General features: G+C 66.7%; 18 protein-coding genes. 11 read left to right on the top strand and 7 right to left on the bottom strand.

Going from position 1 to position 18,555, the window contains the following annotated elements; all coding sequences use genetic code 11:
- Positions 1 to 100: 100 nt before the first annotated feature.
- Entirely contained in the window at positions 101 to 1,882 is a 1,782-nt protein-coding gene (locus tag ACF8ML_RS11540; protein WP_016447415.1) for an acetolactate synthase 3 catalytic subunit, read from the bottom strand.
- Positions 1,883 to 2,159: 277 nt separating this feature from the next.
- On the opposite strand from ACF8ML_RS11540, the gene ACF8ML_RS11535 reads away from it, so the two are divergent.
- Genes ACF8ML_RS11535 through ACF8ML_RS11510 form a run of 6 tightly spaced genes read left to right on the top strand, consistent with a single transcriptional unit; the run spans position 2,160 to position 5,666 of the window.
- The gene (locus ACF8ML_RS11535) at positions 2,160 to 2,732 is read left to right on the top strand and encodes an RNA polymerase sigma factor (RefSeq protein WP_016447416.1); all 573 of its coding nucleotides are present in this window, start codon (positions 2,160 to 2,162) and stop codon (positions 2,730 to 2,732) included.
- Entirely contained in the window at positions 2,729 to 3,187 is a 459-nt protein-coding gene (locus ACF8ML_RS11530; RefSeq protein WP_016451366.1) for a DUF3619 family protein, read from the top strand. Before ACF8ML_RS11535 ends, ACF8ML_RS11530 begins: the two co-directional genes overlap by 4 nt.
- Positions 3,188 to 3,207: 20 nt before the next feature.
- Positions 3,208 to 4,059 (top strand): DUF3106 domain-containing protein, encoded by an 852-nt coding sequence (locus ACF8ML_RS11525; RefSeq protein WP_016451365.1) that lies wholly within the window; start codon positions 3,208 to 3,210, stop codon positions 4,057 to 4,059.
- A 22-nt stretch (positions 4,060 to 4,081) separates the two neighbouring features.
- Entirely contained in the window at positions 4,082 to 4,624 is a 543-nt protein-coding gene (locus tag ACF8ML_RS11520) for an RDD family protein (RefSeq protein WP_016447419.1), read from the top strand.
- A 38-nt stretch (positions 4,625 to 4,662) separates the two neighbouring features.
- Complete coding sequence (locus tag ACF8ML_RS11515) at positions 4,663 to 5,076, top strand: diacylglycerol kinase (RefSeq protein ID WP_047326777.1); 414 nt, start codon at positions 4,663 to 4,665, stop codon at positions 5,074 to 5,076.
- Positions 5,073 to 5,666, top strand: a complete 594-nt coding sequence (locus tag ACF8ML_RS11510; RefSeq protein WP_016451364.1) for a TIGR00730 family Rossman fold protein — start codon at positions 5,073 to 5,075, stop codon at positions 5,664 to 5,666. The genes ACF8ML_RS11515 and ACF8ML_RS11510 overlap by 4 nt, the downstream gene beginning before the upstream one ends.
- Before the next feature lie 88 nt (positions 5,667 to 5,754).
- Here the strand turns inward: ACF8ML_RS11510 and ACF8ML_RS11505 are convergent, their stop codons facing one another.
- On the bottom strand, positions 5,755 to 6,093 hold the full coding sequence (locus tag ACF8ML_RS11505) for a P-II family nitrogen regulator (RefSeq protein ID WP_012206673.1): 339 nt from the start codon (positions 6,091 to 6,093) through the stop codon (positions 5,755 to 5,757).
- A gap of 71 nt (positions 6,094 to 6,164) precedes the next feature.
- Positions 6,165 to 7,814 (bottom strand): NAD+ synthase, encoded by a 1,650-nt coding sequence (locus ACF8ML_RS11500; protein WP_392408031.1) that lies wholly within the window; start codon positions 7,812 to 7,814, stop codon positions 6,165 to 6,167.
- An 86-nt stretch (positions 7,815 to 7,900) separates the two neighbouring features.
- Here ACF8ML_RS11500 and ACF8ML_RS11495 point away from each other — a divergent pair, with 86 nt between their 5' ends.
- Complete coding sequence (locus ACF8ML_RS11495) at positions 7,901 to 9,127, top strand: GNAT family N-acetyltransferase (RefSeq protein ID WP_047326775.1); 1,227 nt, start codon at positions 7,901 to 7,903, stop codon at positions 9,125 to 9,127.
- A 3-nt stretch (positions 9,128 to 9,130) separates the two neighbouring features.
- Here the strand turns inward: ACF8ML_RS11495 and ACF8ML_RS11490 are convergent, their stop codons facing one another.
- From ACF8ML_RS11490 to ACF8ML_RS11475, 4 genes are all read right to left on the bottom strand, one after another.
- Positions 9,131 to 10,957, bottom strand: a complete 1,827-nt coding sequence (locus tag ACF8ML_RS11490) for a methyl-accepting chemotaxis protein (protein WP_016447424.1) — start codon at positions 10,955 to 10,957, stop codon at positions 9,131 to 9,133.
- Between the two features lie 500 nt (positions 10,958 to 11,457).
- Positions 11,458 to 13,227: a methyl-accepting chemotaxis protein gene (locus tag ACF8ML_RS11485; protein WP_047326774.1), complete on the bottom strand. Its 1,770-nt coding sequence runs from the start codon at positions 13,225 to 13,227 to the stop codon at positions 11,458 to 11,460.
- 180 nt (positions 13,228 to 13,407) lie between these two features.
- Positions 13,408 to 13,935, bottom strand: coding sequence for an inorganic diphosphatase (gene ppa / locus ACF8ML_RS11480; protein ID WP_013801496.1), 528 nt, complete (start codon positions 13,933 to 13,935; stop codon positions 13,408 to 13,410).
- Between the two features lie 147 nt (positions 13,936 to 14,082).
- Positions 14,083 to 14,625, bottom strand: a complete 543-nt coding sequence (locus ACF8ML_RS11475) for a DUF962 domain-containing protein (protein WP_047326773.1) — start codon at positions 14,623 to 14,625, stop codon at positions 14,083 to 14,085.
- Between the two features lie 62 nt (positions 14,626 to 14,687).
- Here ACF8ML_RS11475 and ACF8ML_RS11470 point away from each other — a divergent pair, with 62 nt between their 5' ends.
- The 4 genes from ACF8ML_RS11470 (at position 14,688) to ACF8ML_RS11455 (ending at position 18,505) form a co-directional block, all read left to right on the top strand.
- Positions 14,688 to 15,527 carry a Crp/Fnr family transcriptional regulator gene (locus ACF8ML_RS11470; RefSeq protein ID WP_047326772.1) on the top strand — a complete coding sequence of 280 codons (840 nt, stop codon included), beginning with the start codon at positions 14,688 to 14,690 and terminating at the stop codon, positions 15,525 to 15,527.
- A 61-nt stretch (positions 15,528 to 15,588) separates the two neighbouring features.
- On the top strand, positions 15,589 to 17,022 hold the full coding sequence (locus ACF8ML_RS11465) for an aldehyde dehydrogenase family protein (protein ID WP_016447428.1): 1,434 nt from the start codon (positions 15,589 to 15,591) through the stop codon (positions 17,020 to 17,022).
- A 73-nt stretch (positions 17,023 to 17,095) separates the two neighbouring features.
- Positions 17,096 to 17,695, top strand: a complete 600-nt coding sequence (locus ACF8ML_RS11460) for a DUF2889 domain-containing protein (protein ID WP_016447429.1) — start codon at positions 17,096 to 17,098, stop codon at positions 17,693 to 17,695.
- A gap of 24 nt (positions 17,696 to 17,719) precedes the next feature.
- A complete protein-coding gene (locus ACF8ML_RS11455; RefSeq protein ID WP_392408030.1) occupies positions 17,720 to 18,505 on the top strand; it encodes an SDR family oxidoreductase in 786 nt (261 codons plus the stop codon).
- The last annotated feature ends 50 nt before the right edge of the window (positions 18,506 to 18,555 follow it).

Genomic DNA, 18,555 nt, shown 5'->3' with positions numbered 1-18,555 from the left:
TTGGCAGGCAATAGATTCGTCAAGGGGTTGCCGCCTTGAGGGCGGCTACTGAAGAAGATGCGGCAGGAACAGGCCCTGGCGACCCCGACCAAGGGTTCGCTCAGAGGTCGTCAGCTCCCAGCAGCATCTCGGTGATCCCGCGGCCGGCCTGCACCATGGGGAACACATTCTCGGTGGGATCGGTGCGGAAGTCCATGAACACCGTCCGATCCTTGAGCTTGCGGGCCTCGCGCAGGGCGGGCTCCACGTCCTCGGGGCGCTCGATCAGCATGCCCACGTGGCCATAGGCCTCGGCCAGCTTCACGAAGTTGGGCAGCGAGTCCATGTAGCTGCTGCTGTAGCGGCCCGAGTACTCGATCTCCTGCCACTGGCGCACCATGCCCAGGTAGCGGTTGTTCAGCGACACCACCTTGACCGGCGTGTTGTACTGCAGGCAGGTGGCCAGCTCCTGGATGTTCATCTGGATGGAGCCTTCGCCCGTGATGCAGAACACCTCGGATTCAGGCTTGGCCAGCTTGATGCCCATGGCGTAGGGCAGGCCCACGCCCATGGTGCCCAGGCCGCCGGAGTTGATCCAGCGGCGCGGCTCGTCAAAGCGGTAGTACTGCGCAGCCCACATCTGGTGCTGGCCCACGTCGGACGTGATGTAGGCATCGGCGTCGCGGGTCATGTTCCACAGCGTCTCCACCACGTACTGGGGCTTGATGACCGAGCCGTCGCCACGGCTGTACTGCAGGCAGTCGCGGCTGCGCCAGCCTTCGATGGTCTCCCACCACTGGCCCAGGGCCGCAGCGTCGGGACGGGCGCTGGCCTCGCGGATCATGGAGATCAGCTCGGTCAGCACTTCCTTGACGTCGCCGACGATGGGCACGTCCACCTTCACGCGCTTGGAGATGGAGGAGGGATCGATGTCGATATGGATGATCTTGCGCTCCACCGACATGAAATGCTTGGGGTTGCCGATCACCCGGTCGTCGAAGCGCGCACCCACGGCCAGCAGCACATCGCAGTTCTGCATGGCGTTGTTGGCTTCGATGGTGCCGTGCATGCCCAGCATGCCCAGGAACTTGCGGTCGCTGGCCGGATAGGCACCCAGGCCCAGCAGCGTATGCGTGACCGGGTAGCCCAGCATGTCCACCAGGGTGCGCAGCTCGTTGCAGGCATTGCCCAGCAGCACGCCGCCACCCGTGTAGATATAGGGACGCTTGGCAGCCAGCAGCAACTGCAGCGCCTTGCGGATCTGGCCGGCATGGCCCTTGCGCACCGGGTTGTAGGAGCGCATCTCCACCTTTTCGGGGTAACCGGTGTAGAGAGCCTTCTTGAAGGACACATCCTTGGGGATGTCCACCACCACGGGGCCGGGGCGGCCGGTGCGCGCGATGTGGAAGGCCTTCTTCATGGTGTCCGCCAGCTCGCGCACATCCTTGACCAGGAAGTTGTGCTTGACGATGGGGCGGGTAATGCCGACGGTGTCGCACTCCTGGAATGCATCGGTGCCGATGTAGGCCGTCGAGGTCTGGCCGCTGATCACGACCAGGGGAATGGAATCGGTGTAGGCGGTGGCAATGCCGGTGACGGCGTTGGTCAGGCCGGGACCCGAGGTCACCAGGGCCACGCCGACTTCACCCGTGGCACGTGCAAAGCCGTCTGCCGCATGCACAGCCGCCTGCTCGTGGCGCACCAGCACATGCTGAATGGTGTCTTGCTTGTAGAGGGCGTCGTAGATGTACAGGACCGCACCGCCCGGATAGCCCCAAAGCTGCTTGACGCCTTCGGCCTGCAGGGACTTGACGAGGATCTCGGAGCCCATCAGCTCCTGGGATGCATGGGACTGCGACGCCGCTGCTGCCGCGCTGGAGTACTCGGCTTTGGAAATTTCCATGATCAACCTTTGTGAATTTCTCTAACGAAAAACCTTGGGTGCCCCTTGCCTGAAGCCCTTGTGAGGCCGGTGCGGGACTTAGGACCAACAGACATGGGCGAGTGAGTAAACGCCGGACCGTGACCCGTTTGCCTTTTTGAATTGCAGCAGACATTATCGCACTGCAACAAGCCTGTGCGCCATCGTGCGAAAAAAATTGACACTGCGGTGCGATAATCGGGTCCCGCGTCCGTTCAGCCCCCCCTCAACGAGCCCCTCATCCGGGCCTGCGTTCCTTTTGGCAACCGAGCAAGAACTATCCGACTTCCTCAAAAGCGTAGAAAAGCGTGCCTTCAAGCGCAGCTTTTTCCACGTCCGGGACGAGGAGGCGGCGCTGGACATCGTGCAGGACAGCATGCTCAAGCTGGCGCAGCACTATGGCGACAAGCCCATCACCGAGCTGCCCATGCTCTTCCAGCGCATCCTGTCCAACAGCACCCTGGACTGGTTTCGCAGGCAAAAGACGCAGAACGCCCTCTTCACCCGCATGAGCGATCTGGAGGCCTCGGCCGGCGACGATGCGGACTTCGACTGGCTCGAGACCTACGCCGACTCCGCACAGAACGGCGAAACCGCCCGCAGCGCCGAGGATCTGACCGAGCGGGCGCAGATTTTGCAAAGCATTGAAAAAGAGATACAGGAGCTGCCGGCGCGTCAACGCGAAGCATTCCTGATGCGTTATTGGGAAGAGATGGACGTTGCGGAGACCGCTGCCGCGATGGGGTGTTCCGAAGGAAGTGTAAAAACACATTGTTTCCGCGCCATCCAGACATTGAGCAAGGCACTGAAGGCCAAAGGAATCGAGCTATGAAGACTGCGCCCACTCTCACTCTCCACAGCGAAATGGCGGCCGACCGCATCGCACGCCGGATCACCGCGCGCCTGGGTGACAGCGAGGCGTTGCTGCCATACGACATCACCGAGCGGCTGCGCGCTGGGCGCGAGCGCGCCCTGTCCGTTCGCCGGCGCGAACTGCGCGCTGCGCCCGTGCAGGCTGCCAGCGCAACCCAGGCTCAGGGTGCCACCATGACGCTGGGCTCTGGCGACGAAGGCGGCACCTGGTGGCGCGCGCTGATCTCTGCCGTGCCGGTGCTGGCCCTCATCATTGGCCTGGTGGTCGTCAACGTGCAGACCGATCAGATTGGCCTGACCGAGGTTGCCGAGGTCGATACGGCCCTGCTGACCGATGACCTGCCCCCTGCCGCCTATGCCGACCCCGGTTTCATCCAGTACCTGAAGACTTCGGCCACCAACACGGAACGCTGATACCCGCCTTGCCTGCCTGCATGCCCACTGATTCACGCGCCGCGTTCCACCGATCACCCGCCGCCATCCTGGCGGCGGTGCTGTTGATGGCGCTGGCCTGGACCGGCTGGCGCGTCGTGCAACAGGTGCGGCTGGCGCCCAGCACGGTGTCGCCGGCCACCATTGCGGCCTCCAAGACCCTGCATGGCGACGCAGCCACGCGCCAGCGCGCCACGGCCCTGGCCTCCGGCCCACGCTGGGCCGAGCTGACGCCTGCGCAAAGCAGGGTGCTCGAGCCCCTTTCCGAGCGCTGGTCCATGATGGACGCGCTGCAAAAGCGCCGCTGGATGGCATTGGCCGAAGGCTGGGACAAGCTCAGCGAAAAGGAGCAGGAAAAGCTGCGCGACCGCATGCAGACCTGGTCCAGCCTCAGCGCCCAGCAGCGCAGCCAGGCCCGCCTGAATTTCGCCCTGACCAACCGCCTTGCCACGGACAAGCGAGCCCAGTGGGAGGCCTACCAGGCGCTCAGCGACGAAGAAAAACGCCTTCTGGCTGCACGCGCCGCGCCCAAGGTCAAGGGCGCCGCCAACGCCATACAGCCCGTGGCGCCCAAGCGTCTGGCGCGGATTCCTGCGGCCTCGGTGGCACCGGCCACCATTCCGAATCCCCCCAAGATTCCACCAGCCACCATCTACAATCCGCCGCCTCCGGTTCCACCGGTCGCGCCGCCTTCGGCCGTGGAAACCCATCCCGTGCGCCCGCCTGCGCTGGTGGAGACAGCCCCGGTGGAAGTGCCTTCGGCCACACCCATGCCCTTGCCGCCCATGGAACTGCATGACGGCGCCGAGGCCACCCCACAGCCCTCGCACGGCGAAGCAGCCCCTTCGCATTGATGCAGCGCCCCGACACGCCCGCATGACGAACGCCACCTCCCCCGCCTCCACGGCAGCCGGCTCCGCCGCCGATCCACGGATGGCCCCGCGCCTGGCCCGGCGCATGGCCTGCTGGCTATATGAGGGCATGCTGCTGTTCGGCGTGGTCTTCATCGCCGGATATCTGTTTGGCACCTTGTCTCAGACGCGCAACGCCATGGACAACCGCCATGCGCTGCAGGCCTTCATGTTCGTGGTGCTGGGCATCTATTTCGTCTGGTTCTGGTCCAAGGGGCAGACATTGGCCATGAAGACCTGGCACATCCGCCTGGTGGATGCTGCAGGCCAGCCCGTCAGCCAGCTGCGCGCACTGCGGCGCTATGTGCTGAGCTGGATCTGGCTGCTGCCACCGCTGGCGGCCTACTCCACCGGCGTGCCGGCCTTGACCACCTTGGTGCTGCTGGTGCTGTGGGTGGCACTTTGGGCCCTGCTCAGCCGCCTTCATCCGCGCCGCCAGTTCTGGCATGACGCCTGGGCCGGCACACAGCTGATCCACCAGGCCCCGCCGCCCAGGAAAAAACGCTGAGCGGCAAAGGCAGCATCGCATCTCCTACACTCCCCAGCATGCCCGCCGCTTCACCCAAGTCCAACGACAGCACGCCTGTCAATCCCCAGAAAAGCCGCACGGGCCTGAACCGTGTCTGGCACGCTGCGGGTTATTCGCTGTCCGGCCTTCGTGCCGGATGGAATGAGAAAGCCTTCCGCCAGGAAGCGCTGGCCGCCATCGTGCTGATCCCTGCCGCTTTCTGGCTGGGACGCAGCTGGATCGAGGTCTCGCTGCTGGCGGGCACGGTCTTGCTGGTGCTGATCGTGGAATTGCTCAACAGCGGCATCGAGGCCGTGGTCGATCGCATAGGCCCCGAATGGCACGACCTGTCCAAGCAGGCCAAGGACATGGGCAGCGCCGCCGTGCTGCTGGCGCTGCTGCTGTGCACGGGCGTCTGGCTGGCGGCTCTCTATCAACGGTTCATTGCATGACAAATCCCACGTTTTCCATTTGTGTGTATTGCGGCTCGCGCCCCGGCGACCAGCCCGGATTCATCGAGGCCGCCCGCGCCACCGGCCGCTGGATTGGCGAGCACGGCGGCCAGTTGGTCTACGGCGGCGGGCGCAGCGGCCTGATGGGCGAGGTGGCCGAGGCCACGCGGCAGGCCGGTGGCCGCGTCGTGGGAGTGATCCCGCAGGCGCTGGTGGACAAGGAGCTGGCCAACCATGCCTGCGACGAACTGCACATCGTCCAGACCATGCACGAGCGCAAGGCCATGATGGCCGAGCGCAGCGATGCCTTCGTCGCCCTGCCCGGCGGCATAGGCACCTTCGAGGAATTGTTCGAGGTCTGGACCTGGCGCCAGCTGCGCTACCACGACAAGCCCATCGGCCTGCTCAATGTGGACGGCTACTACGACAGCATGCTGCAGTTCCTGCAGACCTGCGTGGGCCATGGCTTCATGGGCGAGTGGCAGATGGGACTGATAGAAAGCGGCAGCGACATCCCCTCACTGCTGCAATCCCTGGTGCAGAACGCCGGCACGGGCCTGGAAACGGCCCCCTTGCGCGCCGTGATCTGAAACGGAAACGGCCACCCGTTCAGGGGTGGCCGCTGGAATCCGGATGTCGAGCCCAGGGCGCCGCGTGCGCCCTGCACTGCTGCCGGGTTCAGATGGCTCCGTCGTCGAGTTCGCCAGTACGGATGCGCACCACGCGCTCCACGGCGGTGACGAAGATCTTCCCGTCACCGATCTTGCCCGTGCGGGCCACGTTGACGATGGCATCCACGCAGCGGTCCACGTCTTCCGTGCGGACCACCACCTCGATCTTCACCTTGGGCAGGAAGTCCACCACGTACTCGGCGCCACGGTAGAGCTCGGTATGGCCCTTCTGGCGACCAAAGCCCTTGACCTCGGTGACGGTCAGGCCGTTGACGCCGCAGTCGGCCAGTGCCTCGCGGACCTCTTCCAGCTTGAACGGCTTGATGATGGCGGTGATCATTTTCATGGGGTGAACTCCTCAGTGCATGCAATACGGGGCAAGACGGCTGGCCAGGAAACCCCGCCGCCTCAGGTGCTTCAAGCGCGAAAGCGGTTGGTGATCGGGTAGCGCCAGTCCTTGCCGAAGCTGCGGCGCGTCAGCCGCGGCCCCACGGGCGCCTGGCGGCGTTTGTATTCGTTGATCTGGATGAGGCGCGTCACTCGCTCCACATCGGCGCCGGCATATCCGTCGGCCACGATGGAGGCGATGCTTTCGTTATTTTCCATGTATCGGCGCACGATGGCGTCGAGCACCTCATAAGCGGGCAGGCTGTCCTGGTCTTTCTGGTCCGGGCGCAGTTCGGCGCTGGGCGGGCGCGTGATGATGCGATCCGGAATGGGGTCCAGCCCCGTGCCGAACGGATCGTTGGCATTGCGCCAGCGCGCCAGCGCAAAAACCTCGGTCTTGAGCACGTCCTTGATCACGGCAAAGCCGCCGGCCATGTCGCCATAGAGCGTGCAGTAGCCGGTGGACATCTCGCTCTTGTTGCCGGTGGTCAGCACCACGGAGCCGAACTTGTTGGACAGGCCCATCAGCAAGGTGCCGCGGATGCGGGCCTGCAGGTTCTCTTCGGTCGTGTCCTCGGCGCGGCCCGCGAAGGCCGGGGCCAGGGCAGCCTTGAAGGCCTCGAACTGGGGCGCGATGGAGATTTCGTCATAGCGCACGCCCGCACGCTCGGCCATATCGCGCGCATCGATCCAGCTGATGTCCGCCGTATAGGGCGAAGGCATCATCACCGTGTGCACCTTGTCCGCGCCCAGCGCATCGACCGCAATCGCCAGCACCAGGGCCGAGTCGATCCCGCCCGACAGGCCCAGCAGCGCGCCGGGGAAACGGTTCTTGCCCACGTAGTCGCGCACGGCCAGCACCAGGGCGGACCACAGCGCCGGCAGGTGCTCCACCGGTGGCTGCACATCGGCGGCCAGCGTCAATTCCTGCGCGCCGGCACGCACTTCCACCAACGGCAGCGCCTCGGCAAAGGCCGCCGCGCGTGCGGCAATGCTGCCGTCGGCGTGCACGGCAAAAGAGCTGCCATCGAAGACAATTTCATCCTGGCCACCGACCAGATGTGCGTAGACCAGGGGCAGGCCGGTCTCACGCGCACGTGCAGCCAGCGTGGCTTCACGTTCGGCCTGCTTGCCCTCATGAAAGGGCGAAGCATTGATCACGGCCAGCAATTGCGCACCCGCCGCGGCAGCCGCGCTTGCCGGCCCGGGATGCCAGGCGTCCTCGCAGATCAGCAAGCCCACGCGAACTGCCTGGACCTCGACCACGCAAGGCGACTGGCCGGCCACAAAGTAGCGCTGCTCGTCGAACACGCCGTAGTTGGGCAGGCATTGCTTGGCGTAGCTGCATTCCACGCGCCCGTCGCGCAGCACGCTGGCTGCATTGCGCAACGCGCCACCAGCGCCGGGGTCGCGCCAGGGATGGCCCAGCACCAGCGCCAGGCCCGGCCATTGCGCGGTCTCCAGCGCCAGCTGCTGCACGGCCTGATCGCAGGCGTCCAGAAAGGCGGGACGCAGATAGAGGTCTTCGGCCGCATAGCCGCACAGGGCAAGCTCGGGAGTCAGCAGCAAGCGCGCTCCCGTGGCATAAGCTTCACGGGCTGCGGCAATGATTTTCTGGACATTGCCGGGCAGATCGCCCACGACAAAGTTGAGCTGGGCAGTGCAGATGGAGAGCGTCATGGAATGCAATGGAGCCAACAGGGCCGACAAGGCCACCCCACAGCGCAAGGCGGCAGCGCGCGTCACACGGGCCTGCAAGGAATGGCATGGCTGAAACCGCAATTATCACCCGCGTGCTGGACAGCGTGCAGCAGCTCGATGCCCAGGCCTGGAATGCGCTGCTGGCATCGCAGGCTGCGCCCACCCCCTTCATGCGCCACGAGTACCTGAGCGCGCTGGAATCCAGCGGCAGCGCCGTGCCGCAAACCGGCTGGGCCGCCCGCGTGGTCACGCTCTGGCAGGGCGGCGAGCTGGTCGCCGCCTGCTCGGTCTACGCCAAGGCGCATTCCTATGGCGAGTACGTGTTCGACTTTGCCTGGGCGCGCGCCTACGCCCAGCATGGGCTGGATTACTACCCCAAGGGCGTGCTCGCCGTGCCTTTCACGCCTGTGCCGGGCAGCCGGCTGCTGGCACGCACGCCGCTGCTGCGTGCGGCCCTGGTGCGCGCCGTGCGCGAATGGGCCCAGGCGCAGCAGCTGTCTTCCCTGCATTTGCTGTTCAGCGATGCCGAGGATCTGGCAGCCTGCGACGCCGACGGCTGGATGCAGCGCAGCACCGTGCAGTTCCACTGGAGAAACCAGAACGCCGGGGGCGCGGGCCACCGGGACTTCGACCACTTTCTTTCCACGCTGAACCAGGAAAAGCGCAAGAAGATTCGCCAGGAACGGCGCAAGGTGCACGAGGCCGGCGTGCGCTTTCGAGCAGTGCACGGCCCCGACATGAGCGCCCAGGACTGGGCCTTCTTCTACCGCTGCCACGAACGCACCTATCTGGAACACGGCAACGCCCCGTACCTCCAGCCGGCCTTCTTCGAGGCCATGGCGCACCAGATGCCCGAGAACTGGCTGATGTTCGTCGCCGAGCGCGACGGCCAACCCATGGCCTGCAGCCTGATCGCACTCGATGCGGCAGCCGCACGGCTTTCGGCCGGCAGTTGCGACCGCGACACGCCGCAGATCCCGCACATCCCGCAGGGCACGGCCTACGGCCGCTACTGGGGCGCGCTGGAGCGCGTGGACTGCCTGCATTTCGAGGCCTGCTACTACCAGCCTATCGCCTGGTGCATAGAACGCGGGATTGCGCACTTCGAGGGAGGCGCCCAGGGCGAACACAAGATGGCGCGGGCGCTGCTGCCCGTGGTGACGCCCAGCGCCCACTGGATTGCCCACCCGTCCTTCGCCGACGCCATCTCGCGCTTTCTGGACCGCGAGGGCGAAGGCATGGCCGGCTACCTGCAGGAGCTGCAGGCGCACAGCCCGCTGCGCCAGGACTGAGGCTCAGAAGGTTTCCCAGTCGTCATCGCCCTGACCGGGCTGGCGCGGAGCCGGCTTGCCTGTTGCTGCGGGCCCAGGGCGTGGCTGGATGGGAGGCGTGGCATCGCGCTCAAGCCGGCGGGCCAGTGTCTCGCCACCCGCTGCAGCACCGCCGCCCCCCAAGGCCGCAGGCCGTGCGGGGCTGGCCGGCGGGTTCGGCCGGACAGGCTGCGCTGCGGCGCGTGGCGCGGCGCTGGCCTGCGCCACCATCCTGTTGGGCACATGCGCATGGCTGTCCATGGCACCGCGCGGCAGCTGGAACACGGCCACGGCCTCGACCAGGTCCTGCGCCTGCTTGCGCAGCGAGGCAGCGGCGGCCGCGCTTTCCTCGACCAGGGCAGCGTTTTGCTGCGTGGTCTGGTCCATTTGCGTGACGGCTTCGCTGACCTGGGCGACGCCGGAGCTCTGCTCGGTACTGGCCGCGCTGATCTCGCCCATGATGTCGGTGACCTGGCCGATGGCAGCCACCACTTCGGTCATGGTCGTGCCTGCGCGGTCCACCAGTTGCGAGCCCTGCTCCACACGCTCCACGCTGGCCGTGATCAGCGCCTTGATTTCCTTGGCCGCCTCGGCGCTGCGCTGCGCCAGCGAGCGCACCTCGCCCGCGACCACGGCAAAGCCCCGGCCCTGCTCACCGGCACGCGCAGCCTCCACCGCGGCATTGAGCGCGAGGATGTTGGTCTGAAAGGCAATGCCGTCGATCACGCCGATGATGTCGCCGATGCGCCGGCTGCTGTCATTGATGCCCTTCATGGTTTCCACGGCCTCGGCCACCACGTCGCCGCCGCGGCGCGCAACGCTCGATGCATTGAGCGCCAGCTGATTGGCCTGGCGTGCGTTGTCGGCGTTCTGGCGCACGGTGGAGCCCAGCTCTTCCATGGATGCCGCCGTCTGCTCCAGCGCGCTGGCCTGCTCCTCCGTGCGGCTGGACAGGTCGGCATTGCCGGAGGCAATCTGCGCACTGGCCGAGGCCACGCCTTCGGCGTTCTGGCGCACGCTGCGCACGGTCTGCACCAGGCTCGATTGCATGCGCTGCAGCGCGCCCAGCAGCAGGCCGGTTTCGTCATGGCGGTCGATGTGAATGGTCCCGCCCAGATCGCCATTGGCCACGCGGTCTGCGGCATCGACCGCATGGGCCAGCGGCGTGCGGATGGAGCGCGTCAGCCACAGCCCGGCCAGCACGGCCAGCAGCACGGCGGCCAGCGCCGCCACGCTGAGGACGACGACCGAGCGCCCATAGACAGCCTCGGCATTGCGGCTTTCCTGCACGGCCGCATCGCTGTTGAGCTTGACCAGCAGATCCAGCGTGTTCGACGAATCGTTGTAGAGCTTCAGCGACTCGCCGCCCAGCACGGCCTGGGCCTTTTCCTTTTCGCCCTGGCGTGACAGCGCCAGCACCTGCTGGCTCAGTTGCTGGTAGCGCTCGCGTTCCTGGAGCAGTTGGGCGTAGAGCCTTCGCTCTTCGTCGGAAGACAGCAGCGGCTCGTAGGCCTTCTTGCGCTCGGCCAGGCGGCGCTGCAGTTGCTCCAGCTGCTTTTCCGAATCGGTCTTGTAGGCGACATCATCATTGTTGACGTGGCGCACCTCCAGCAAGCGGGTACGCACGACATCGGTGCCTATCTGGTTGATCACTTCCACGCTGGGCATGGCATTGCCGGTGATGACTTCCATGCTGGTGCGCATGGAGCGCAGTTGCACCAGGGCCGCGGCCACCACGGCCAGCAGCAGCAGCACCAGCAGGCCGAAGGTGCCCAGCATGCGCGTTGAAATCTTGAGGTTTTTCACATTCATCTCTCTTGTAGAGGTCCCGTCATCTTGTTGCGTCTTGCTCTGTCTCGCGCCATGGGCAGGCTATCAGCCAGGCCCGGCGCGAACCTTGCAGAAACAGGCCAGCCGCACCGGCCGATGGCAGCTGGCAGGCAAGGCTTGGAGAGGGGGAGGACGGGACCCCGCGGGAGCGCGGTCTGCTGGATGGCCGATGGCCGCCAGGCCAGGCGGCCATGAGAACAAGGTAATCATGGGATATCCCTTCGTTCCGAGCGAACGAGGCCAGGAGCGGCCGTTCCTCAATCTGTAAGAATAGGACTACATCTATTTACATTCTGCCAGTATCCAAGCATTGTTCAGGACAAGTTCAGGTACTTGCAGTAGGCAGAAACCTTCACTGGAGGATTTGCGCCACAGCCTCCTGCCACCCGGCGTGCGCAAGCTCAACGCAGCACGCAAAAAGAAAGCGGCCCCATGCAGGGCATGGGGCCGCCAGAGGATGGGGCACAGCTGCGGGCAAGGCCTCAGAACGCGGCCCACTCCTCGTCGTCGGCGGTCGCGGTCCTGCTGACCTGGGCTGGCGTGGCAGTTTTCGCTGGCCGGGCTGCAATGGGCGCCAGGACCGGCGGTGATGCCAAAGGGGCGGCCGCCGTTGCGCTCGGCACCGCCACGGCCGCCTTGGCGGTCTCAGCCACCTCGGGGACCGCTGTCGAGTCTCCCGGCGCCGTGCGAAACACCGATACCGATGCCACCATGGCCCGCGCCTGCTGCTGCAGCGACTGGGCAGCGGCCGCACTTTGCTCGACCAGGGCGGCGTTCTGCTGGGTGGCCTGGTCCATTTGCGTGATGGCATCGCCCACCTGGGCCACGCCCGCGCTCTGCTCGCTGCTGGCGGCGCTGATCTCGCCCATGATGTCGGTCACGCGCCGGATGGCGGCGACGATTTCGGACATGGTCTCGCCGGCCTTGTCCACCAGCTGCGTGCCCTGCTCCACACGCTGCTCGCTGGCCTGGATCAAGGCCTTGATCTCCTTGGCCGCCTCGGCACTGCGCTGGGCCAGCGTGCGCACCTCGCCGGCCACCACGGCAAAGCCCCGGCCCTGCTCGCCAGCGCGGGCCGCCTCCACGGCGGCGTTCAGCGCCAGGATATTGGTCTGGAAGGCAATGCCGTCGATCACGCCGATGATGTCGGCGATCTGGCGGCTGCTGTCGTTGATGCCCTTCATGGTGTCCACCACCTGGGCCACAACCTCGCCGCCACGCGCGGCAATGCCCGAGGCGGAGGCAGCCATCTGGTTGGCCTGGCGCGCGTTGTCCGCGTTCTGGCGCACGGTGGCGCCCAACTGCTCCATGGAGGCTGCGGTTTCTTCCAGAGCACTGGCCTGGCTTTCGGTGCGCGCCGACAGGTCCGCATTGCCCTGGGCGATCTCGCCAGCGGCCAGCGCCACGCCGTGCGCATTGCCGCGCACATCGCCCACCAGCTCGGCGAGCTTGCGGCGCATGTCCTCCTGTGCGTTGATGAGCTGGCCCATTTCATCCCGGCGCCGGCTGGTGACCGGCTTTTCCAGATGGCCGGCCGCCACATTGCGCGCCACGGCCACGGCCTGGGCCACCGGGCCGGTGACAGCACGCGTGATGGCCCAGCCCACCAGGGCCGCAATCGCCACCACCGCGGCCAGCGTGCCCAGCACCCAGATGCGGGCCAGGTCAAAGCCTGCCTGCGCCTGCTGTCGCGCCCGCTCACCCGCCTCGCGCTGCAGGGTCAGCAGGCGGCCGGCGCTTTCGGCCAGCTTGCCGAATTGCGCCTCGGACTCGCCGGCGAACATCAACCCCATCTCGTCGGCCATGAAGGCCTGCTCCTCGGTGGTGGAATAGTTGCCGGCGCGCGCACGCTCCAGCAATCGCGCATGCATGGCCAGGAACTGTTGCTTGAAGCCGAGGTAGTCGTCGAAGGCCGCGCGCAAGGCCTGCTGGTCGATCAGCGAACGCAGGGCCGTCTCATGCTCGCCAATGGTCTGCAGCCGGTCCTGCACCTGCTTGGCAAAGCCATCGACCTCGGCCAGGCTGCGCGCGGAGGCAATGCCGGCCTCGTGACGGCGCAGGCGGTTGTATTCGGATCGCATGGCGCCCGCATGGAACATGCTGGGCAGGGCCACATCCGACAAATGCAATGCGTTGCGGTGCATCTGCGCCAGTTGCAACCAGGCTACCGCCCCCAGAACCGCCGAGAACAGGACCATGACGAGGAATCCCATGCCCAGCTTCGTGCCCATGCGCCAATCTGCCACCTTCATTTGCTCGCTCCCGGGCCGATGTCCCCATCAGCGCCTGATTGATCTGTCCAAACCCTGATCCATGACAAAACAAAAAACGCACCCGGCGCCTAGGCACCGGGTGCGTTTCAAATTGTATCAACTGCGAAGCGGGCATTTACCTCAGCGCAGTTGAGACTCCCTCGACGGGAGTGAAAGGGATCAGCCCTTGTAGTTGGCGATGCCGTCCACGACTTCCTTCTTGGCCTCGTCCACGCCCTTCCAGCCCAGAACCTTGACCCACTTGCCCTTTTCCAGGTCCTTGTAGTGCTCGAAGAAATGCTGGATCTGCTTGAGGGTGATCTCGTGGATGTCTTCCAGCGTGTTGATCTTGTCGTAGGCGGGCAGCAGCTTTTGCGTGGGCACGGCCAGGACCTTGCCATCCACGCCGGACTCGTCTTCCATGAGCAGGATGCCGATGGGGCGGCAGGCCACGACCACGCCCGGGGGCAGCGGGAAGGGCGTCATCACCAGCACGTCCACCGGATCGCCGTCGCCGGACAGCGTCTGGGGCACATAGCCGTAGTTGGCCGGGTAGTGCATGGCCGTACCCATGAAGCGGTCCACGAAGACGGCGCCGCTTTCCTTGTCCACTTCGTACTTGATGGGATCGGAGTTGGCCGAGATCTCGATCACGACGTTGAAGGATTCAGGAGCGTTCTTGCCCGGTGTGACTTTGTCGAAAGACATGATGGATAAGCAGAGTTGAAACGAAAGAGCCCCCGCAGGGGATAGCAGCGTGATTTTAGGCGCAGGCACACGCCCCCACGGATGGCTCCGCAGGAACGCCCGCCATGCTAAGGGCGCAAGCCTGCGCCAAGCTTGCAGCGCCCGGTCTCAGGCGTGTGCCCCGCCCGCGCGCCGGCGCACGGGGCCGCTGCGCTGCTCCACCGCATACTGCACTTCGCGGCGCAGGCCCAGTGCAAAGCCCAGCTCGGCCAGCACGAACAGGGGTCCGATGACCAGGCCCAGGATGTCGTCCAGGAAGGCTGGCTTGCGGCCCTCGTAGTAGTGGCCCACGAACTGGATCACCCAGCCCACGGCAAAGATGCCCAGCCCCCATCCCAGCCAAGCCCCCAACGGCAGCATGGCGATGGGCTGTGCCAAGGCCAGCATCAGGGCAAGCACCACAGCCATGGCAATGCCGTAGCGCAGGTCCAGCAAACAGTAGTAGATGCCTGCCGCCAGCGCCGCCAGCAAGGCCAGGCTCAGCGGCAGGGCAGGCAGGCCGTCGCCCAATGGCATCGCCCATTGCAGACGTGCCAGCAGGATCACCACGGCCCACATGATCAGCGGCACGCCAAAGAAGTGCGTGAGGATGTTGCGTGGATCACGGTGATAGTCCGCGTACTGGGACAGTTGGTCGATGAGGGTTTTCATAGGCTGCACCGGCAGTGGATGTTGCGCAACCATGGTGGTGTCATCAAGGATTGGCGTCTGTCATGGATCCGACACAAGCCTCATCGCACACCTCGGGCTTACCCGCACCGGCAGCTCCGGCAGCCACGGCAACTGCCGCCGCCACGCGCGGCGTACGGCGCCGCGCAGTGGCCGGTCCGCCGGGCATGGCCGATCTCTGGGCCACCGTCGAGGCAGGCCGCTGGTTCCACGCCCTGCCGCCAGAGCTGGCCGCGCAGCTCAAGGCACTGGCCCAGCCCCGCACGCTGGCCGCAGGCGACTGGCTGTTTCGCCGGGGCGACCCGCCCTGCGGCCTGTACGCGGTGGCGCGTGGCGCCCTCAGCATCTCGGGCACGGCCGCCTGCGGCGAGCAGGCCCGCACGGCGCTGCTGGCCCTGGTGGAGCCGCCGATGTGGCTGGGAGAGATTGCCCTGTTCGATGGCACACAACGCACGCACGACGCCCAGGCCGCCACGGCCTGCATCGTGCTTCACGTGCCCCAGGCACCGCTGATGGAGTGGCTGGCCGCCCACCCCGGACACTGGCAAGCGCTGGCGTTGCTGCTGACGGACAAGCTGCGCGTGTGCCTGGTGGCGCTGGAAGAGCACACGCTGCTGCCGGCCCCCCAGCGCCTGGCGCGGCGCCTGGTGCGCATGGCCGAAGGCTTTGACCAATGGCAGCCCGACGGCCAGGGCCGCCAGCGCTGGCGGCGCGAGTTGGATGTGTCCCAGGAGCAGCTGGCGCGCATGCTGGGCCTGTCACGCCAGACCACCAACCAGATCCTGCAAGAGCTGCAACTGGCCGGCTGCCTGCAGTTGCGGCGCGGCAAGATGGAGGTGCTGGACCGCCAAGGCCTGCGCGACGCGGGCTGGCCTGCGCAGTAGGCAGGCGCGCTGCAACGCCCGGGACTGGACAAGCGTCCCGGGCGCCCCACAATCGGGCTCCATGCAATACCACCACATCGGCAATGCGTCCGTGCCTACGGAATCGGGACGCACGATCCCCGTGCTGGACCCGTCGGACGGGCAGGCTTTCGACGAGCTCCAACGCGGCTCGCCCCAGGACATCGACCTGGCCGTGCGCTCTGCGCGCGAATGCCAGGACAGCGTCTGGAGCAAGCTCTCGGCCGCCGAACGCGGGCGCCTGCTGATGCGCCTGTCGGGCAGCGTGCTGCAGCATGCCGATGAACTCACGGCCATCGAGCAGCGCGACTGCGGCAAGCCCACGCGCCAGGCCCGCGCCGATGCGCTGGCGCTGGCGCGCTACTTCGAGTTCTATGCAGGCGCCTGCGACAAGCTGCACGGCGAGACCCTGCCCTACCAGCAAGGCTACAGCGCCCTGACCTGGCGCGAACCCCACGGAGTGACCGGCCATATCGTCCCCTGGAACTACCCCATGCAAATCCTGGGCCGCAGCGTGGGCGCGGCGCTGGCCGCGGGCAATACCTGCGTGGTCAAGCCCTCGGAAGACGCCTGCCTGTCCGTGCTGCGCGTGGCGCGGCTGGCCACCGAGGTCGGCTTTCCGGCAGGCGCCTTCAACGTGGTCACCGGCCTGGGGCACGAGGTGGGCGAGGCCCTGGCGCGCCATCCAGGAGTGGACCACCTGAGCTTCACGGGCAGCCCCGGCGTGGGCACGCTGATCCAGCAGGCTGCGGCCGAACGGCACTGCCCCGTCACGCTGGAGCTGGGCGGCAAGAGTCCGCAGATCGTGTTCGCGGATGCGGACCTGGACGCCGCCGTGCCCGCCATCGTCAACGCCATCGTGCAGAACGCCGGCCAGACCTGCTCGGCAGGCTCGCGCGTGCTGATCGACTCGCTGATCTACGAGCCGCTGCTCGAACGCCTGGGCCAGGCCTTCGAGGCGCTGCGCGTGGGTCCGGCCGCCATGGACCTGGACCTGGGTCCGCTGATCCGCGCCAGCCAGCAGCAGCGTGTCTGGGATTTCCTGTCCGACGCCCAGGTGGCAGGCATTGCCGTGGTGGCGCAGGGCCAGATCGTGGAGCATGCGCCCGACAGCGGCTTCTACCAGGCGCCCACCCTGCTGCGCGACGTGCCACCCGAGCACCGGCTGGCGCAGGAAGAGATCTTCGGCCCCGTGCTCTGCGCCATGCCCTTCCATGACGAGGACCATGCCGTGCAACTGGCCAACGGCACGGCCTACGGCCTGGTGGCCGGCCTGTGGACCCGTGACGGCGCGCGCCAGCTGCGCCTGGCGCGGCGCCTGCGCTGCGGCCAGGTCTTCGTCAACAACTACGGGGCGGGTGGCGGCGTGGAGCTGCCCTTCGGCGGCGTCAAGTCCAGCGGCCATGGCCGCGAAAAGGGCTTCGAGGCGCTCTATGGCTTCACCACGCTGAAGACCGTCGCCATACGGCATGGCTGATCCTGGCGCATGACGGAAAATCGCAAGGTGCCCGGCGCCAGCCGGCCGCACGCGACAGAAAGAAGAATTCCCCATGCCCTTGTCTCCCGTTCCCGACCGCACGCCCCAGCATGAACGCGACGTGCGCTACCGCAGCTACGCCCGCGCCGATGGCCTCTGGGACATCGAAGGCGAGCTGCGCGACAGCAAGACCCATGACATCGAACTGAGCGGCGGCCGCCACATGCCGGCCGGCACGGCCATACACCACATGTGGATACGCACCACGGTCGATGCCCGCCTGGCGGTGCAGGCCATCGAGGTCGTCATGGACTCCCATCCGCTGGGCCACTGCCCCGAGGCCACGCGGGCCCTGCAGAAAATGGTCGGCTGCAGCATGGCGCGCGGATGGCGCAAGGCCATCAACGAGAACCTGGGCGGCGTGGCCAGCTGCACGCATCTGCGCGAGCTGCTGTTCAACATGGCCACGGCCGCCTTCCAGTCCGTACCCGGCGTCTTTGGCGATGCCGACCCCAGCCAGCCGCCACGCCACCTGGGCCAGTGCCTGGGCTGGGACTTCAATGGCCCCGGCGTGGCGCGCTACTACCCGCAGTTCGTGGGCTGGCAGCCCGGCACAGGCGGCGTGGCCCCGACCCCGGCGACCACAGCCACCACCGAAACCCAGGGGGCCTGACCCCCGACCGAGGAGCAAAGCCCGATGCGTGTCCAGGACAAATCCATCATCGTCACAGGCGCCGGCAGCGGCATAGGAGCCGGCATCGCCATGCGGCTGGCCGCCGAAGGCGCGCATATCGTCGTCAACGACATCGACCGCGAGGCCGGCACGCGCGTGGCACAGGCCATCAACGCCGTGGGCGGCCGCGCGCTCTATGTGCAGGCGGACATGACGCAGGGCGAACAGGTCAAGGCCCTGGTGGCCGCCACGCTGCAGGCCCACGGCCGGCTCGATGTCTTCGTCAACAACGCGGGCTGGACGCACCGCAACCGTCCCATGCTCGAAGTCAGCGAGGCCGAGTTCGACCGGGTCTATGCCGTCAACGTCAAGAGCATTTATCTCTCGGCCATCCACGGCGTGCCGGCCATGCGCGCCAATCCGCCGATGGCCGATGGCCGCCCCGGCGGCGGCAGCTTCATCAACATCGCCTCCACGGCAGGCCTGCGCCCGCGCCCGGGGCTGACCTGGTACAACGGCTCCAAGGGCGCCGTCATCGTGACCAGCAAGTCCATGGCCGCGGAACTGGGCCCGGAGAACATCCGCGTCAACTGCATCAACCCCGTCTTCAACCCCGACACCGGCCTGGCCGCCGAGTTTGCCGGCGGCCCCGTGGACGAGGAGCGCCGCGCGCGCTTTCGGGCGACGATTCCGCTGGGCCGCTTTTCCACGGCGCTGGACGTGGCCAATGCCGCGCTGTATCTGGCCAGCGACGAGGCGGCCTTCATCAGCGGCACCTGCATCGAGGTGGACGGAGCGCGCTGCGTCTAGACGCAGATCAAGATCTGCAGGCTTGCGCAGAGCCTGGACATAGGCATTCG

The organism is Delftia sp. WSY_10 (assembly GCF_043104705.1).
Classification (GTDB): domain Bacteria; phylum Pseudomonadota; class Gammaproteobacteria; order Burkholderiales; family Burkholderiaceae_C; genus Comamonas; species Comamonas tsuruhatensis.
This window is presented reverse-complemented; position numbering and strand designations above follow the sequence as displayed.

Coding starts and splice junctions, on each gene's coding strand:
- ACF8ML_RS11485 (WP_047326774.1), bottom strand. CDS start 13,227: ATGAAGGTGGCAGATTGGCGCATGGGCACGAAGCTGGGCATGGGATTC.
- ACF8ML_RS11510 (WP_016451364.1), top strand. CDS start 5,073: ATGACAAATCCCACGTTTTCCATTTGTGTGTATTGCGGCTCGCGCCCC.
- ACF8ML_RS11475 (WP_047326773.1), bottom strand. CDS start 14,625: ATGAAAACCCTCATCGACCAACTGTCCCAGTACGCGGACTATCACCGT.
- ACF8ML_RS11520 (WP_016447419.1), top strand. CDS start 4,082: ATGACGAACGCCACCTCCCCCGCCTCCACGGCAGCCGGCTCCGCCGCC.
- ACF8ML_RS11470 (WP_047326772.1), top strand. CDS start 14,688: ATGGATCCGACACAAGCCTCATCGCACACCTCGGGCTTACCCGCACCG.
- ACF8ML_RS11490 (WP_016447424.1), bottom strand. CDS start 10,957: ATGAATGTGAAAAACCTCAAGATTTCAACGCGCATGCTGGGCACCTTC.
- ACF8ML_RS11460 (WP_016447429.1), top strand. CDS start 17,096: ATGCCCTTGTCTCCCGTTCCCGACCGCACGCCCCAGCATGAACGCGAC.
- ACF8ML_RS11525 (WP_016451365.1), top strand. CDS start 3,208: ATGCCCACTGATTCACGCGCCGCGTTCCACCGATCACCCGCCGCCATC.
- ACF8ML_RS11515 (WP_047326777.1), top strand. CDS start 4,663: ATGCCCGCCGCTTCACCCAAGTCCAACGACAGCACGCCTGTCAATCCC.
- ACF8ML_RS11455 (WP_392408030.1), top strand. CDS start 17,720: ATGCGTGTCCAGGACAAATCCATCATCGTCACAGGCGCCGGCAGCGGC.
- ACF8ML_RS11465 (WP_016447428.1), top strand. CDS start 15,589: ATGCAATACCACCACATCGGCAATGCGTCCGTGCCTACGGAATCGGGA.
- ACF8ML_RS11505 (WP_012206673.1), bottom strand. CDS start 6,093: ATGAAAATGATCACCGCCATCATCAAGCCGTTCAAGCTGGAAGAGGTC.
- ppa (WP_013801496.1), bottom strand. CDS start 13,935: ATGTCTTTCGACAAAGTCACACCGGGCAAGAACGCTCCTGAATCCTTC.
- ACF8ML_RS11540 (WP_016447415.1), bottom strand. CDS start 1,882: ATGGAAATTTCCAAAGCCGAGTACTCCAGCGCGGCAGCAGCGGCGTCG.
- ACF8ML_RS11495 (WP_047326775.1), top strand. CDS start 7,901: ATGGCTGAAACCGCAATTATCACCCGCGTGCTGGACAGCGTGCAGCAG.
- ACF8ML_RS11500 (WP_392408031.1), bottom strand. CDS start 7,814: ATGACGCTCTCCATCTGCACTGCCCAGCTCAACTTTGTCGTGGGCGAT.
- ACF8ML_RS11530 (WP_016451366.1), top strand. CDS start 2,729: ATGAAGACTGCGCCCACTCTCACTCTCCACAGCGAAATGGCGGCCGAC.